The following is a 729-nucleotide window of genomic DNA, read 5'->3' on the forward strand; positions in this document are numbered from 1 at the left end:
CCCCGCCTGTCCTGGCGCGGCGCGATGCTGGATTCCGCCCGCCATTTCCAGACGCCCGACGCCATCCGCGCCCTGCTGGACGCCATGGCGGCGTTGAAGCTGAACACGCTGCACTGGCACCTGACGGACGACCAGGGGTGGCGGCTGGAAATCCGGCGCTATCCCAGGCTGACCGCGGTCGGCGGGTGGCGGCGGTCGCCGGTGTCGGGCCCCCGGGGCGACGGCGCGCCCTATGGCGGATTCTACAGCCAGGCAGAGGTCCGGGCCATCGTCGCCTACGCCGCCGCGCGCCATATCACCATCGTCCCGGAAATCGAGATGCCGGGCCACGCCCGCGCGGCCATCGCCGCCTATCCCGAACTGGGCGTGACCGGCCGCGACCCCGGCGTCGCGACCGATTACGGCGTCCTGCCCTGGCTGTACAATGTCGACGACCACACGATGCAGTTCGTCCGCGATGTCCTCGACGAAGTCATGGAATTGTTCCCCTCGACCTTCATCCACCTGGGCGGGGACGAGGCCATCAAGGACCAGTGGCGGGCGTCGCCTGCCGTGCAGGCCCGCCTGCACGCCCTGGGCCTGCGTGACGAGGAGCAACTGGAAAGCTGGTTCATCGAGCAGGGCGGCCGCTACCTGGCCGCCCACGGCCGCCGCATGATCGGGTGGGACGAGATCCTGCGCGGCGGGCTGCCGCCTTCGGCCTCGGTCATGTCGTGGCACGGGGTCGAC

General features: G+C 70.8%; 1 protein-coding gene. It reads left to right on the plus strand.

The features are described from left to right. Positions 1 to 729 (plus strand): beta-N-acetylhexosaminidase (locus tag HUK84_RS21350; protein ID WP_176641944.1); only part of this gene is annotated, 729 nt, incomplete at both ends.

Source organism: Nguyenibacter vanlangensis, assembly GCF_013376155.1.
GTDB lineage: Bacteria > Pseudomonadota > Alphaproteobacteria > Acetobacterales > Acetobacteraceae > Gluconacetobacter > Gluconacetobacter vanlangensis.